This window comes from Spirillospora sp. CA-128828, assembly GCF_050945415.1.
Taxonomy (GTDB): Bacteria; Actinomycetota; Actinomycetes; order Streptosporangiales; family Streptosporangiaceae; genus Spirillospora.
The window spans coordinates 7,643,496-7,657,829 of the sequence record NZ_CP191986.1 but is presented as its reverse complement, the minus strand read 5'-3'; the positions used below and the strand labels follow the sequence as shown (position 1 = coordinate 7,657,829).

13 protein-coding genes are annotated in these 14,334 nt (G+C 72.2%); 6 read left to right on the top strand and 7 right to left on the bottom strand.

The features are described 5' to 3' along the window. Nucleotides 1-16 precede the first annotated feature (16 nt). Nucleotides 17-790: a lysophospholipid acyltransferase family protein gene (locus ACQPXG_RS36770; RefSeq protein ID WP_433463745.1), complete on the bottom strand. Its 774-nt coding sequence runs from the start codon at nt 788-790 to the stop codon at nt 17-19. Between the two features lie 132 nt (nt 791-922). Between ACQPXG_RS36770 and ACQPXG_RS36765 the strand changes: the two genes are divergently transcribed. Then, complete coding sequence (locus ACQPXG_RS36765; protein ID WP_433463744.1) at nt 923-1,783, top strand: hypothetical protein; 861 nt, start codon at nt 923-925, stop codon at nt 1,781-1,783. Here the strand turns inward: ACQPXG_RS36765 and ACQPXG_RS36760 are convergent. Further along, nucleotides 1,780-2,457, bottom strand: coding sequence for a uracil-DNA glycosylase (locus tag ACQPXG_RS36760; RefSeq protein WP_433463743.1), 678 nt, complete (start codon nt 2,455-2,457; stop codon nt 1,780-1,782). The genes ACQPXG_RS36765 and ACQPXG_RS36760 overlap by 4 nt on opposite strands. Before the next feature lie 267 nt (nt 2,458-2,724). On the opposite strand from ACQPXG_RS36760, the gene ACQPXG_RS36755 reads away from it, so the two are divergent. After that, nucleotides 2,725-4,173 carry a WS/DGAT/MGAT family O-acyltransferase gene (locus tag ACQPXG_RS36755; protein WP_433463742.1) on the top strand — a complete coding sequence of 483 codons (1,449 nt, stop codon included), beginning with the start codon at nt 2,725-2,727 and terminating at the stop codon, nt 4,171-4,173. Here the strand turns inward: ACQPXG_RS36755 and ACQPXG_RS36750 are convergent. Then, nucleotides 4,160-5,251 carry a hypothetical protein gene (locus tag ACQPXG_RS36750; protein ID WP_433463741.1) on the bottom strand — a complete coding sequence of 364 codons (1,092 nt, stop codon included), beginning with the start codon at nt 5,249-5,251 and terminating at the stop codon, nt 4,160-4,162. The two genes, ACQPXG_RS36755 and ACQPXG_RS36750, sit on opposite strands and share 14 nt — an antisense overlap. A gap of 10 nt (nt 5,252-5,261) precedes the next feature. Next, a complete protein-coding gene (locus tag ACQPXG_RS36745; protein WP_433463740.1) occupies nt 5,262-6,161 on the bottom strand; it encodes an NAD(P)/FAD-dependent oxidoreductase in 900 nt (299 codons plus the stop codon). 65 nt (nt 6,162-6,226) lie between these two features. On the opposite strand from ACQPXG_RS36745, the gene ACQPXG_RS36740 reads away from it, so the two are divergent. Together ACQPXG_RS36740 and ACQPXG_RS36735 are read left to right on the top strand one after the other, a co-directional pair. Continuing rightward, entirely contained in the window at nt 6,227-6,799 is a 573-nt protein-coding gene (locus tag ACQPXG_RS36740; protein WP_433463739.1) for a helix-turn-helix domain-containing protein, read from the top strand. A gap of 16 nt (nt 6,800-6,815) precedes the next feature. Further along, nucleotides 6,816-8,093: an MFS transporter gene (locus tag ACQPXG_RS36735; RefSeq protein ID WP_433463738.1), complete on the top strand. Its 1,278-nt coding sequence runs from the start codon at nt 6,816-6,818 to the stop codon at nt 8,091-8,093. Here the strand turns inward: ACQPXG_RS36735 and ddaH are convergent. Both ddaH and ACQPXG_RS36725 read right to left on the bottom strand, forming a co-directional pair. After that, entirely contained in the window at nt 8,090-8,929 is an 840-nt protein-coding gene (ddaH, locus tag ACQPXG_RS36730; RefSeq protein ID WP_433463737.1) for a dimethylargininase, read from the bottom strand. The two genes, ACQPXG_RS36735 and ddaH, sit on opposite strands and share 4 nt — an antisense overlap. Before the next feature lie 126 nt (nt 8,930-9,055). Continuing rightward, nucleotides 9,056-10,582: a helix-turn-helix domain-containing protein gene (locus ACQPXG_RS36725; RefSeq protein ID WP_433463736.1), complete on the bottom strand. Its 1,527-nt coding sequence runs from the start codon at nt 10,580-10,582 to the stop codon at nt 9,056-9,058. Nucleotides 10,583-10,702: 120 nt separating this feature from the next. Between ACQPXG_RS36725 and ACQPXG_RS36720 the strand changes: the two genes are divergently transcribed. Both ACQPXG_RS36720 and ACQPXG_RS36715 read left to right on the top strand, forming a co-directional pair. Beyond that, nucleotides 10,703-11,956, top strand: coding sequence for an NAD(P)/FAD-dependent oxidoreductase (locus tag ACQPXG_RS36720; protein WP_433463735.1), 1,254 nt, complete (start codon nt 10,703-10,705; stop codon nt 11,954-11,956). Nucleotides 11,957-12,057: 101 nt separating this feature from the next. Continuing rightward, nucleotides 12,058-12,666, top strand: a complete 609-nt coding sequence (locus ACQPXG_RS36715) for a hemerythrin domain-containing protein (RefSeq protein ID WP_433463734.1) — start codon at nt 12,058-12,060, stop codon at nt 12,664-12,666. Between the two features lie 79 nt (nt 12,667-12,745). Here the strand turns inward: ACQPXG_RS36715 and lpdA are convergent, their stop codons facing one another. Next, nucleotides 12,746-14,149, bottom strand: a complete 1,404-nt coding sequence (gene lpdA / locus ACQPXG_RS36710) for a dihydrolipoyl dehydrogenase (RefSeq protein WP_433463733.1) — start codon at nt 14,147-14,149, stop codon at nt 12,746-12,748. Nucleotides 14,150-14,334: the final 185 nt, after the last annotated feature.

Below are 14,334 nucleotides of genomic sequence, written 5' to 3'. Positions count from 1 at the left end.
GACGGGTTCGCCCCGGTCAGGCGCCGCCCTCCTCGGTGTCGCGTGCGGTCTTGCGGGCCTCCGCCTCCTCCAGGTCGAGCTTCTCGGCCTCCTCCGGAGTCGGCGCCGTGCCGCCGAGGTAGGCGGGCTGCCACCACGTCTCGTCCGAGCGGGGGACGTCCGGGTACTCGCGCTGCGCCTTCTCCAGCAGCTCCTCCATCTGGGCGCGCAGGTCCCGGGTGACCTGGTCGTAGTCGTCGCCGCGCTTGGGGTACATCGGCTCGCCGACGAGGATCGTCACCGGCACGTTGCGCTGGAAGAGCCGGCGCTTGCGGCCCTTGGTCCACATCCGCTGCGGGCCCCAGAGAGCGACCGGGATCAGCGGGGTCTTGGAGGCCACCGCCATCCGCACGGCGCCGCTCTTGATGTCCTTGATCGTGAACGAGCGGCTGATCGTCGCCTCCGCGAACACCCCGACGATCTCGCCGCCCTTCAGCGCCTTCAGCGCCGCCGCGTAGGACGAGGCGCCCGCGTCCCGGTCCACGGGGATGTGGTGCATGCCGCGCATCAGCGGCCCGCCGATCCGGTTGTCGAAGATCTGCTTCTTCGCCATGAACCGCACCAGCCGGCCCGCCGGGTGCGCGGCGAGCCCGGCGAAGATGAAGTCGAGGTAGCTGACGTGGTTGCTGACGAGCACCGCGCCACCGGTGCTGGGGATCCGGTCGGTCCCCTCAAGACGGAACTTGATGTTCAGGGCCTTGAACACACCACGAGCCGTCATGATCACCGGTGGGTACACGAGTTCGCGCATGAAGGCACCGTACTTGAGCGGCTCATGATCAGCGAGTGCGAGCCGGGGATCGCGATGCATCGCACAACCGGGCCGAACTCTGAGAAGGTGGGGTGTACCCGATCCGCCGAAGGCTGAGGGAGGATGAGCTCCATGGAACCGTTGGACGCGGCGGCGGACGTGCACGCGCTCATCCGCGACGTGCTGCCCGCCCTGGCGCCCAGCGCCTGGTTCGACCCCGGTACCTCCGAGGTGGTGCTGCCCGTCGGCCGGTCGGAGGCGCGGGCCTCCAGCTGGACGGTGCTGGAGCGGTGCGCCCGCGAGACGCGCTCGGCGTGGCCCAAGGTCGTGGACGAATGGGTCCGCGAGGTCACCGACCGCGCGTTCCTCGCGGTCGGTGAGATGGAGCTGTTCGGCGACGTCCGGGAACTGCTGCGGCTGCGCATCGTGCCGAAGCTCGCGCCCCGCGACCGGGAGGGCCTCGTCGTCGTCCCGGCCGGCGACCACTTCGACGCGATGGTGATGATCGAGCATCCGCGCTACGGGGGTCCGCTCACCAAGGCCCGCGCCGGTCTCCTCGGCCTGCACAAGCTCGGCTACGTGATGACGAACACCCACGACCGCGAACTGGCCGACGTGTCCGTGCACGACCAGCCGCTCCTGCCGGGCCGCAACGTCCGCGTCGTCAGCAAGCCCGGCAGCCGGTACGTGTCGGCACTGCTCAGCGAGGTCGACCAGTTCCTCCCCTGGCCGAACGAGCACGGTGCCCTGGTCGGCGTCCCCTGTCACAGCTCGCTGCTGCTGTACCCGATCTCGTCCAGGTCCGTCCGCGAGGTGCTGCCCGTCTTCGCGGACGTCGTCCGGGAGATGCACGCCGCCGCCGACGATCCGTGCGCCCCCGGCGTCTACTGGAGCCACGGCGAGCGCCGCCTGACCCCCCTCCCCACCGCCGCGTCCCTGGACGGCACCGACGAGTTCGCCGCCCTCCTCCGCCGCCTTCCCGAAGACGCCTAGGGCAGCTTCCACTCGACCGGCGAAGCGCCCTGCTGTTCCAGGAGCTGGTTGGCCCTGGAGAAGGGGCGCGAGCCGAAGAAGCCGCGGTCGGCCGACATCGGGCTCGGGTGCGGGGACTCGATGCACGGGACGTTGCCGAGCATCGGTTTGAGGTTGCGGGCGTCGCGTCCCCACAGGATGGCGACGAGGGGCCGGTTCCGGGCCGAGAGGGCTCGGATGGCCTGCTCGGTGACCTCTTCCCAGCCCTTGTCGCGATGCGAGCCGGGCTTGCCAGGCATGACGGTGAGCGACCTGTTGAGCAGGCAGACGCCCTGCTCCGTCCACGGGGTGAGGTCGCCGTTGGACGGCTCCGGGTGGCCGAGGTCGGCGCAGTACTCGCGGAAGATGTTGACCAGGCTGCCGGGCAGCGGCCGGACTCCGGGGGCGACCGAGAAGCTGAGGCCGACCGGGTGGCCGGGCGTCGGGTAGGGGTCCTGGCCGACGATGAGGACGCGGACGTCGTCGAACGGCTGGGTGAAGGCCCGCAGGATGTGGTTCCCGGCGGGCAGGTAGCGGCGCCCGGCGGCGACCTCGCCGCGCAGCCAGTCGCCGGCCGCGGCGATCGTCCCGGCGACCGGTTCCAGCGCGGTCGCCCACCCCGCCTCGACGATCTCCGAGAGTGGTCGTGCCGTCATGGCGCACCACCCTAGTGCGGTGATCACGCCGCCACCGAAGGAATGCCGCAAGCCTGAGGCCCCCGTCCGGAATGTGAAGTTTTCTGACCGCATGAGGTCGAGGGCAGGGCAAATGTTTTCAAGCCCCGTGGAAAGTGCCCGGTGAACTGGGTGAAACGCCCCGTTAAGTCGCTGTTACTTCCTGGCGGCTCGCGTTGACCTGGGCCCGTGGAGCGCATAACTCCTAGAGAGTAAGGACGGCGCAGGACGAGCGGACGGAACGAGAGCATGAGCCAGCTGACCACCGTGGACGCCACCTTCCTCCATGCCGAGAACGGCACCACCCACGCCCACATCGCCGGGCTGGGCATCGTCGACGCCGGAACGTGCCCCGGCGGCCGGCTCACCGTCCCGCTGGTCGCCGAGCTGATCCGCAACCGCGCGCACCTCGCCCCCCGCCCGCTGCGGCAGCGGCTCGTCCAGGTACCGCTCGGCCTGGACAACCCCTACTGGGAGGACGATCCGGACTTCGAACCCGAGCGGCACATCTCCGAGTTCGGGCTGCCGGAGCCCGGCACCGACCGGCAGCTCGCCGACCTCGTCGCGATGCTGCACGAGCAGCCGCTCGACCGGTCCCGTCCGCTGTGGGAGATGGTGCTCATCCAGGGGCTCGCCGGCGGCCTGACGGCCGTCTACGTGAAGGTGCACCACGCCGCGATCGACGGCGTGATGGCCGCCGAGACGCTCGCCGCGCTGCTCGACCTGTCGCCCGAGCCCCGCGACCTGCCCGCCGACGAGGCCGCCCCCGCCCGCGCGCCCGGCACGGCGAGCATGCTGGGCACGGGACTGCTCAGGGCCGCGACGCATCCGGTCCGGTCCGCCATGTCGGCCGCGCGCACCGCCCCCTACCTGGACGAGATCCCCGGCCTGTCGTCCATCCCGGGCGTCGGGCTCGTGTCGTCGATGGTGCAGGGCGCCCTGCGCCGGCCGGAGCTGCCGAGGGCGCCGCGGGTGAGCGCGCCGCCGACGCCGTTCAACCACCCGATCGGCCGCCGCCGCTCCGTCGCGTGCGGGGAGCTGCCGCTGGCGGAGATCAAGGAGATCCGGCGGGCGCTCGGCGGCAGCGTCAACGACGTGGTCATGGCGCTGTGCGCGACGGCGCTGCGGCAGTGGCTCGACAAGCGCGGCGACCTGCCCGACCGTCCGCTGGTCGCGGCCGTGCCGGTGTCGCTGCGACGGCGTGCCGACGCGGCCGCCGAGCCGGGCAACCAGGTCTCGATCATGACGGCGCCGCTGGCCACGCACGTCCCGGACCCGGCCGAGCGGTACACCTCCGTCCGCCGTGACATGGACGTCGCCAAGCGGCGGTTCACCGGGTCGTCCGGCGGCTGGGTGCGGGACATGAGCGAGCTGCTCCCGGTGCCCATCGCCGGCGCTGTCACGCGGCTCGCGCTGCAGGCGGCGCCGGCGGTCTCGCTGCGCCCGGTCAACCTGGTCATCTCGAACGTTCCGGGCCCGCAGTTCCCGCTGTACCTGTGCGGGGCGAAGGTGCTCGGCTACTACCCGATCTCCGTCATCACGGACGTCAGCGGCGGGCTGAACATCACCGTGTTCTCCTACGACGGGAAGGTGGACGTCGGCATCGTCGCCTGCCGCGACCTCGTCCCCGACCCGTCCGAGATCGTGGACCACCTGGTGGACGCGCTGGACGAGCTGAAGTCGCTCAGCCGCGAGTGAGGCCGAGCGCCGCACGGTGCCGCCACGCCAGGTTCAGCGCGGCGGCGCCGGCCGGCTGCATCGGCCGCGGGACGGTCCCGTCGAACGGCGCCATCGACACCTCCCCTTCGGCGTTGACCGCGACGAGGCCACCGAAGACCTCGGCGAACAGGTCGCCGTCGATGACGACGACCGTCAGGAGGTCGAGCGCGAACGTCAGGGGGTCCACGCCCAGACCAAGGAAGTGCGCCCGGATCCGTCCTTCGTCCCGGGCGGCGGTCAGCGTCCTGTGGAAGGGCCACTCGTCCTGGACGAACCCGTCGCCGTAGCTCTCCTCCGCCCCCAGGAGTTCTTCGGCGTACTCGCGGACCATGCACCACCACAGGTCGGGCGCCTCGTCGCCGAGCGGCTGGAAGACGCCGACCGGCATCACCTGGTAGAGCCCGCCGGCGTGCGCGACCTTCGCGGGGTCGCGCCAGTGCAGGACGTACCTCCCGGACGTCGTCACCGTCACGGTGGTGATCGCGGGCAGCGCCGCCCGCCGGGTGAGGTCGCGCGGGTCGCCGATCCGGTTCCGCAGCGGCAGGCCGCGGACGGCGGCGGCCAGTTCGTGCGCGGCGGACTCGCCCACGTTCACGGCGTCGAAGTAGCGCGCGGGACCGAGCCGCAGTACCGCTGGGCCGGTCTCGTGTGGGGGGACGACCCCCCACGCCCCCCGGCAAGAGCCGCCGGCCCGGCCCCCTCCGCTCCGCTGGAGCTCCGCTCCAGGAACCGGGCCGGCGGCCAGGAGACGGTAGCTCGGGCGGTCCTCGAAGATCCTCGGCGGTGCGAGCGCGGCCAGGGCCTCGGCGTAGGTCCGGTAGCCGTCCGGCAGGCCGTCGGGCGGATCGGCGACGGCGGGCGGGGCGGGGTGGGCGTCCCACTCAAGCCGGACCGACTCCAGCGGGATCGGCGCTTCCGGAACCCACCCGTCCCGGCACAGCAGCGGCGTTCCCGCTACGCGCGGCATGTCCGGATACAGGGCGCTCGCGACCTCGCCGAGCCGCCCGCGTCCGGCGTTCAACGCCGCCCGCGCCTCCTGCCACTCCCGCTGGTCCACCTCGCTCACCCTAGGCGGCGAGCCGCCGCGCGACGTCCTCCTCGACGAGGTCGGCGTTGATCATCGCGGCGGCCATCGAGCCGGCCGCCGCCGCCATGATGACCTGGCCGGCCGGAGTGACGACGTTGCCCGCGGCCCACACGCCGGGGACGCTCGTCCGCCCGGTCGCGTCCACCTTCACGAAGCCGTCGTCGCCGATCTCGCAGCCGAGATCGGTGAGCGGCCCGTCCTTGGCGACCCAGGTGGGCGCGAGGAACACGGCGTCGCAGGCGAGCACCGAGCCGTCGGCGAGTTCGAGCCCGGTCAGCCGGTCGTTCGCTACGACGACGCGCCGAACTTCGTCCGCCACGACCGGGATGTCGCGCGCGTCCAGGCGGGCCGCGTCCTCGCCCTCGGGGGCCCGCGCGGCGACGAACGTCACGTCAGGCGACCACTGCCGGATCAGCGACGCCTGGTGCACCGAGTTCGGGGACGTCCCCAGCACCACGATCTTCTTGTCGCGGACCTCCCACCCATGGCAGTAGGGGCACATCTGCACTTCGCGGCCCCACCTCTCCCGCAGCCCGGGGATGTCGGGAAGGACGTCGGTCACCCCGGTCGTGACCAGCAGGCGCCGCCCCTTCAGCCGGGTCCCGTCGGCCAGCGTGAGGACGAAGCCCTCCTCCGCGCGCGTGACCGCCCCGTCCACGATCTCGCCCCCGTAGCCGCGCACCTCGGTGCGGCCGGTCTCCAGGAGGCGCTCGGGCGGCATGCCGTCGCGCGTGAAGAAGCCGTGCATGTGTCCGACACCCGCGTTGCGGGGCTCGCCCGCGTCGACGACGGTGACGGTGCGGCGTGCCCGGGCGAGGACGAGGGCGCCGCTCAGCCCGGCGGGGCCGCCGCCGATGATCAGTACATCTCGTTCATCCATGCCGCGAGAGTGCGCTGCCGCGAGCGGATTTGACAAACTTCTTTGCCGAAACTGCAATGAACGGCATGGAGACGACCGAGGACGTCCTCGCCGGGGTCGGGCCCAGGCTCCGGCGGCTGCGGCAGGAGAGAAACGTCACACTGACCGCGCTCGCGGAGGCCACCGGCATCTCGGTGAGCACGCTGTCGCGGCTGGAGTCCGGCAAGCGGCGGCCGAGCCTGGAGCTGCTGCTCCCGCTCGCGCAGGCGCACCAGGTCCCGCTGGACGAACTGGTCGGCGCACCCGACGTCGGGGACCCGCGGATCAGGCCGCGCCCGCAGCGCATGCACGACATGGTCGTCCTGCCGCTGACCAGGCGTCCCGGCGGGGTCCAGGCGTTCAAGATGGTCGTCCCGGAGCGGCTGCCGGAGCCGGAGCCGCGGGTCCACGAGGGCTATGACTGGCTGTACGTCCTTAACGGGCGTCTCCGCCTCCATCTGGCCGGACGCGACATGATCCTGGAGCCGGGGGAGGCGGCCGAGTTCGACACCCGGCTGCCGCACTGGTTCGGCGGCGCCGGCGGGCCGGTCGAGGTGCTCAGCCTGTTCGGGCCGCAGGGTGAGCGGATGCACCTGCGCGCGAGGCCCCGACAGTCGTGACATAACGTGTGTACTCGTGCAGACCGCCCAACCTCCCCTTGAATCCCCGCAAAAACAGAAGGCCGCCCCGATCGCATGGGCACTGTGGAGCGTCGGCGTCCTCGCCTACGCCGTGGCGGTACTGCACCGGACGTCCTTCGGCGTCGTCGGCCTAGACGCCGTCCACCGGTTCGACGCGTCCGCCGGGATCCTCGCGTCCTTCACCGTCCTGCAGCTGCTGGTCTACGCGGGCCTGCAGATCCCCGTCGGGCTCCTGCTCGACCGCGTCGGCCCGCGCTGGATGGTCGCCGGCGGCGCGCTGCTCATGGCCGCCGGGCAGGCGCTCATGGCCGTGTCCACCGACGTGGGTACGGCCGTCGCCGCGCGCGTGATGGTCGGCGCGGGCGATGCCATGACGTTCATCAGCGTCCTCGGCATCGTCGCGACCTGGTTCCCCGGCCGGTACGTCCCGGTCGTGACGCAGCTCACCGGGCAGCTCGGCCAGCTCGGCCAGGTGCTCAGCGCCATCCCCCTCGTCGCCTTGCTGCACGGTCCCGGCTGGGGCACCGCGTTCGGTTCGGCGGCCGCGCTCGGCGTCCTCATGGCGGTGCTCGCCGTCGCCTTCCTCCGGAACGGTCCAAGCCGCGCCGACGTCCCGTCGCTGCGGGAGACGGGCACGAACCTGACCGAGGCGTGGCGCCATCCCGGTACCCGCCTCGGGCTCTGGTCGCATTTCGTCACGCAGTTCTCGTCGAACACCTTCGCGCTGATGTGGGGCTACCCGTACCTCGTGTCCGGGCAGGGCATGCGGCCGTCCGCCGCGTCCACACTGCTGACGCTGTTCGTGCTGGTCAACGTCGTGTCCGGCCCGTTCATCGGACGGCTCGTCGCCCGCTACCCGCTGCGCCGGTCCTGGCTCGTCCTCGGCATAGTCGCGCTGAACGTCTCCGCCTGGACGGTCGTCCTCGCCTGGCCGCCGCCCGCGCCGTCCTGGCTGCTGGTGCTGCTGGTGCTGTGCGTCGCCCCCGGCGGCCCCGGCTCGATGATCGGCTTCGACTACGCCCGGACGTTCAACCCGCCCGGCCGGCAGGGCACCGCGACCGGCATCGTCAACGTCGGCGGCTTCTGCGCCTCGCTCGTCACGATCCTGCTGATCGGGCTCGTCCTGGACGCCCTGTCGCCCCCCGGCGAGTTCACGCCCGGAGCGTTCCGGGCGGCCTGGACCGTCCAGATCGGGATCTGGGTGATCGGCGTGGCGGGCGTCCTGCGCACCCGCGCACTCGCCCGCCGCCGCCTGGCCCTCGACCAGCGCTAGGAGCGCAGCTCCAGCGTGCAGCACTTGGGTCCGCCGCCCGCCTTCCGCAACTCCGACAGATCGATCGGGACGGGCTCGTACCCGTGCGCCCTCAGCGTGCCGATCAGCTCGGCGGCCTCGGCGTTGATGACGACGTTGCGGCCGTCGCACACGGCGTTGAGGCCGAGCACCGCCGCGTCCTGCTCACCCGCCAGGATCGCGTCGGGGAACAGCCGCTCCAGCACCGCGCGGCTGCCGGGGGAGAACGCGCCGGGGTAGTAGGCCACGTTGCCGCCGCCGAGGGGGAACAGCGCCGTGTCCAGGTGGTAGAAGCGCGGGTCGACGAGCCGCAGCGTCACCACCGGACGGCCCAGGAACTCCTGCGCCTCCTGGTGCGCGGCGATCTCCGTCCGGAACCCGGTCCCGGCCAGGATCACGTGGTCGAGCGTGAGGAAGTCGCCCTCGCCCTCGTTCGTGTGCTCGGGCTCCAGCACCTCGGAGAACCCGTTCTCCAGCATCCACTTGGCGTACGCGGGGCCTTCCGCCTGCCGCTCCGCGTGGGTGAACTTCGCTCCGTACACCCGCCCCCCGACGACCAGCGCGCCGTTGGCCGCGAACACCATGTCGGGCAGCCCCTCGATCGGGTCGATGAGGCTCACCTCGTGCCCGAGCGCGAGATACGCCGACCGCAGTTCCTCCCATTGCCGCACGGCTCTGCCCGCGTCGGCGCCGGCCGCCGGGTCCATCCACGGATTGATCGCGTAAGTGACGGCGAAGTGCTCCGGGCGGCACATCAGGTAGCGCTTCCGCAGCGAGGTGCGGACGACGCTCGGCTCCATCGCCGGCATGACGGTCATACGTGTCTCCAGGGGACATCCGATGAGGGATCGACTAGCGAAAGCCTAGGAACGAAACCGTCGCAAACCAATGCGCGAACCTTGCGCTGATCAGGCATTTCGTTGCGTCTCTGCGGCCCCTGTGCGCTATTCGTTGCGTGGGTGCAGAGCGCTGAGCTGAAGCCGGAGGGCCAGCCGGACGCGAGGGGACGCGAGGTCCATCGGAGTCACCTCGGACATCCTTCGCAGGCGGTGGCGGAGGGTGTTGGGGTGGACGTCGAGCGCCTGCGCGGTGCCCTTCGTGTCGCCGTAGTGGTCGAGCCAGGCGGCGAGGGTGGGGAGGAACGCCGTTCCATGCCTCTCGTCGTGGGACTGGAGGGCGGGCACGGGGCCGCCCAGTAGGTCGCCGCCGACCGCCTTTCTGGCGCGTTCGACGATGAGCGCGTCCCAGGCGTCCTCCAGGCGCAGGGAACCGGGGGCGAGGCGGCCGGTGGCGATGAGAGTGGCGAGTTCGGCGGCCTCGTCGCGGGAGCGGGGGAGGCCGGCGGGGGAGCGGGCGAGGCCGCCCGCCGCCGCGTACAGGGTGCGGTCGTGCGAGCGCACCTGGGCGAGGACGTGGTGCAGCCAGGGCATCGTCCCGGCGTCGCGGCGCGGGCCGGGCGGGTCGGTCAGGACGGCGAAGAGCGTGTCGTCGACGTCGGTGAGGAGCGGGCGGTGCCAGCCGAAGCGGTGCACGATCGCGTCCCAGAGGTCGAGGCGCTGCCGGACGTCCTCGGTGTCGTCGCCGCTGCCCAGGGCCACGACGCGCCACGGCGGCGGTGCCGGGACGGGGTGGGCGCCGTCCCGGAGTGCGGCGCGCAGCCGGTCCGCCGAGACGCGGCGTGCGACCCCGGCCTCGGCGCGCATGCGCAGCAGGTGCAGGGCGAGGACGGACGCCAGGTCGGCCAGGCGCCGGACGCGGTCCGGAGGAATCGGAGTCCTCGCCACGACCCAGATCGAGCCCAGCCACTCGCCTCCGGCGCGGACCGGGACGACGAGGCGCGGCAGCATGCCGTCCGGGCCCTCGGGGACGAGGACCGGGTCGCTCGACCGCGCCAGCCTGCGGAACACTCCGGAGGCTCGCAGGTGCGCGATGACCTGCGGCGGGACGCGCCGCCCGACGATCGTCGAGACGCGCGCGGGGTCGGTGCTGTCCTGGCGTCCCGAGTAGGCGAGCACGCGCGACCGGGCGTCCTCCAGCGTCACCGGGGCGTCCGCGATCTCCGCCGCGGTGTCGGCGAGGGCGAACAGGTCGTCGTGCGGGCCGGACGGCCCGGGGAGCGGCGCGTGGGCGCGGTCGATGGCGCCGCGCACCAGCCAGATGACGTGCGTCCAGGACGTGTCCGGCTGGAGCTCGACGAGCGCCGGCCGCAGCCGCCGCGCGGCGGCGACGACCTCCGGCGCGCCGGCCAGGGGCGCCTTCAGGACGACACCGGCCGCTCCCGCCGAGCCGGCCCGCTCCAGCAGCGCCACGGCGTCCGCCGGGCCGGTCAGCCCCACGCCGAGGACGAGCTCGCCGGGCTGTCCGGCAGCTTCGCCCGGCTCGGCCAGGACGACGTCGTGCACCGGGGCGTCGCGGCCGTCCTCGACCATCCGCAGCAGCCCGGGGCTCAGCGAGTCGACGAGGTCCGTCAAGCCGATCATTGTGCTTTTCACACTATGTGATCCGCTCGGATTGGCCGAATGCGACAGGGGCATCGGCGGGTGGCCGTACCACCATCGGAGTGACCGGTTTCACGAAGGAGAGGAGTCGCCATGGCTCTGGAGGCGGAGTCGCGGCGGGTGGCCGTGGTCGGCGCGGGAATGGTCGGGCTGTCCACCGCATGGTTCCTGCAGGAGCACGGCGCGGACGTCACCGTGTTCGACCGGCGGGATGTCGCGGCCGGAGCGTCCTGGGGCAACGCGGGGTGGCTGACGCCGGGCCTCGCGACCCCGCTGCCCGAACCGGCCGTCCTTTCCTACGGCGTGCGCGCGGTGCTCAGCCCGTCGTCGCCCGTCTACGTGCCGCCGAGCGCGAACCCGCACCTGCTCAGGTTCCTCGCGGGGTTCGCCCGCAACAGCACCGCGGCCCGGTGGCGGCGCGCGATGGAGTCGCTCGTGCCGATCAACGGCCGGGCGCTGCCGAGCTTCGACGCGCTGCTGGCCGGCGGCGTCCAGGCGGAGACCCGCGATGCCGGGTCCTTCCTCGCCGCGTACCGGACGTCCGGAGAGCGGCGCGTCCTGCTGGAGGAGATCGAGCACATCCGCGCGGCCGGTCAGGAACTGGAGTACGACGTCCTCACCGGCGACGAGGCGCGCGAGGTGGAGCCCGCCCTCTCGGAAGAGGTCGGCGCCGCGATCCTGCTGCGCGGCCAGCGCTTCATCAACCCCGGCGTGTTCGTGCACGCCCTGGCCGACTCCGTCCGCGCCCGCGGCGGCAAGATCCGGGCGGGCGCCGCCGTCACCGGTATCCGCGACGAACCGGGCGGCGCCGCCGTCCGCACGACCGGCAGCGACTTCGAGGCGTTCGACACGGTCGTGATCGCAAGCGGCGTGTGGCTCGGCGAACTCGCCAAGCGGTTCGGTGTCCGCTCCCTCGTCCAGGCGGGCCGCGGCTACAGCTTCAGCGTGCCGATGGACCGCGTCCCGGACGGTCCGGTCTACTTCCCCGCCCAGCGCGTGGCGTGCACGCCCCTGGGCGACCGGCTGCGCGTCGCCGGGATGATGGAGTTCCGCCGCCCGGAGGCCGCGCTCGACCCCCGCCGGATCAAGGCGATCGTCGAGGCGGCCCGTCCGCTGCTGCGCGGCGCCGACCTGGACGCGCGCCGGGACGAGTGGGTCGGGTCCCGCCCCTGCACGCGTGACGGCCTCCCCCTGATCGGCGCGACGCGCTCCCCGCATGTCTTCGCCGCCGGCGGTCACGGCATGTGGGGCATCACCCTCGGCCCGGCCACCGGGAACCTGCTCGCCGAAATGATCGCCACCGGCCGCCGCCCGGTCGAACTGGCCCCTTTCGACCCACTCCGCTGACGACCGAGCCGCGGACGATCGCTGCTTTGGATTGTCAGCACGCCCTGAGCGGTCACGTTCGCTCCTCCCGCTCCGTCAATGCGGTGAACGAAGGAGGAAGCGTGACCAATTTCGACATGACCCTGATGTACGCCATGCACAACGCCCTGCGGCGGGAGCTGGAGCACCTGGCCAAGGCCACCGCACGCGAGGACGACGACCCTCGCCGCGTGCTGGCGGCGGCGGCGGGCTGGGAGCTGTTCAAGATCTCCCTGCACGCCCACCACACCGCCGAGGACGAGGCCCTCTGGCCGGTTCTCCGCGAGACCCTCGCCGACCGTCCCGACGACCTGGCCCTGCTGGACGCGATGGAGGCCGAGCACGCGGCCATCGACCCCCTCATCGAGGCCATCGACACGGGCACCGAGCCCATGGGCGAGCTCGTCGACGCCCTGGCCACCAACCTGACCACACATCTCGCCCACGAGGAGAAGGAGGCGCTCCCCCTGATGGACGTCACCCTGACCCTCGAACAGTTCCAGCACTTCGGTCAGGTCCACGCCGTACGTGTCGGCCCCAACGGCCCGCGTGTGTTCCCGTGGCTTCTCGACGGCGCCGACGGCGCGACGGAGGCGGCCCTGCTGGCCGTCCTGCCCGCGCCCGCCCGCGCCGCCTTCGAGGCGGAATGGCAGCCCGCCTACAAGGCCCTGACCCGCTGGCCGACGCACTGACGACCCCTCCGCGGCGGCGTGCCGCGCCCGGCCGCCGCCGCGGAGCGAGCCGCGGCGGCGGCCCGGAGCCGCGCCGGGATCAGAGGTTGATCATGTGGCCGGCCAGGCCGTGCACGGCCTCCTTCATGGCCTCGCCCAGGGTCGGGTGGGCGTGGACGTTCCGGGCGACCTCGTTGACGGTCAGGTCCCACTGCTGCGCCAGGGTCAGCTCGGGCAGCAGCTCGGTGACCTCCGGGCCGATCATGTGCGCGCCGAGGATCTCGCCGTACCGGGCGTCGCTGATCACCTTGACGAAGCCGTCGCCCTCGCCCATGCCGAGCGCCTTGCCGTTGGCGCTGTAGGGGAACTTGGCGGTCTTGACGTCGAAACCCTGCTCCTTCGCCTGCGCCTCCGTCCAGCCGAACGAGGCGACCTGCGGCTGGCAGTAGGTGGCGCGGGGGATCATCACGTACTCGAGCTCCATCGTCTCGGCGTCCGCGATGGTCTCCGCCGCGACGATGCCCATGGCCTCGGCCGCGTGCGCGAGCATCAGCTTGGCGGTCACGTCACCGATGGCGTAGATGTGCGGGACGGACGTGCGGCAGCGGCCGTCCACGTCGATGGCGCCGCGGTCGGTCAGCGCGACGCCGGTCTTCTCAAGCTCGTAGCCGTCCACGTTCGGCTGGAAACCGATCGCCTGGAGCACCTTGTCGGTCTCGATGACCTGCTGGGCGCCGTCCTTGCCGGTGACGGTCACCTTGACCTTGTCGCCGGAGTCGTCGATCGCGTCCACCCGGGTGGAGGTCAGCACGTCCACGCCGAGCTTGCGGTACCGCTTCGCGAGCTCCTTCGAGACGTCGGCGTCCTCGTTCGGGACCATCCGGTCGAGGAACTCGACGATCGTGACCTTCACCCCGTAGTTGTGCAGGACGTAGGCGAACTCGACGCCGATCGCCCCCGCGCCCGCGATCACGATGCTCTCGGGCAGCTCGGAGCTGAGGATCTGCTCCTCGTAGGTGACGACCCGCTCCGACAGCGACGTGCCCGGCAGCAGCTTGGTGTGCGCCCCCGCGGCGATGATGCAGCTGTCGAACGTCACCGTCTCGCCGGAGCCGTCCGCGCGGGCCACCTGCAGCGTGTTCGGGTCGGTGAAGGTGCCCCGCCCGTCATAGGACGTGATCTTGTTCTTCTTCATCAGGAACTGGACGCCCTTGACGAGCTTGTCCGAGACCTGGCGGCTGCGCTGGTAGGCGACGCCGTAGTCGAAGGACACGCTCCCCTCGACGTTGATCCCGAACGTCTTCTGCTCCTGGGTGAAGATGTGCGCCAGCTCCGCGTTGCGCAGCAGCGCCTTCGAGGGGATGCAGCCGACGTTGAGGCACACCCCGCCCCAGTACCTCTCCTCGATGATCGCCGTCTTCAGCCCGAGCTGTGCCGACCGGATCGCGGCGACATATCCACCCGGGCCCGCGCCCAGGACCACGACGTCAAAGTGTTCGCTCATATCCAAGGACGATATTCGCCCTGAGCTGGTGTTCGCATCCCGGCTGCCGAGCGGGGCGCGCGGAGCGCCTCGTAAGAGGCCGGCGTCACGTCCTGTTAGTGTTTCGAGAGATCTCCCGGCGGTCGCGAATCGCGGGAGGCGGGGCGGCGCGCCTGCGGCGCGAGCCCAGACCCGTCCCGGCCGCG